Raw genomic sequence first — 506 nt, 5'->3', positions numbered from 1 at the left:
GTGCATCTGCTGCGCTCGCCCGGTAATGTGGGATACGGAAGGGGCAACAACCTCGTCATTGAAGAAGTCCGTTCGGACTATCACCTTGTGGTGAACCCGGATTTGTTTCTGGCACCCGACGCGCTGCGGGAAGCATTGCGTTTCCTAGAAGACAATCCCGAGACGGGACTGTTGACCCCGGCGGTATTCGGCGAAGACGGGGAGCGGCACTTCCTCTGCAAGCGCCATCCCACTTTGCTGGTGATGTTCCTGCGGAGCTTTTCCCCCAAATGGCTGCAATCGTGGTTCAAGCCGACGCTTGCGGAATTTGAGATGCTGGACTGTGACTATGACAAGCCGATCTTTGACGTGGAGTACCCGACGGGTGCCTGCATGTTTTTCCGAACCAGCGTGCTGCGGCAAATCAGGGGGTTTGACCCGGACTACTTCCTGCATTACGAAGATGCGGATATAGGCCGCAGGGCGCTGCAGGTGGCGCGCGTCATCTATGTCCCCAAGGTCAGGGT

At 57.7% G+C, this 506-nt stretch carries 1 protein-coding gene; it reads left to right on the top strand.

The window, feature by feature from the left end; genetic code table 11:
- Positions 1-506, top strand: a 506-nt coding sequence (locus AC1DVK_RS27230) for a glycosyltransferase (RefSeq protein ID WP_477627863.1), incomplete at both ends; no start/stop codon positions are given.

It is taken from the genome of Peribacillus sp. P4_B1, assembly GCF_056402395.1.
The sequence above is the reverse complement of the archived record's forward strand: the minus strand, read 5'-3'. Positions and strand labels throughout refer to the sequence as shown.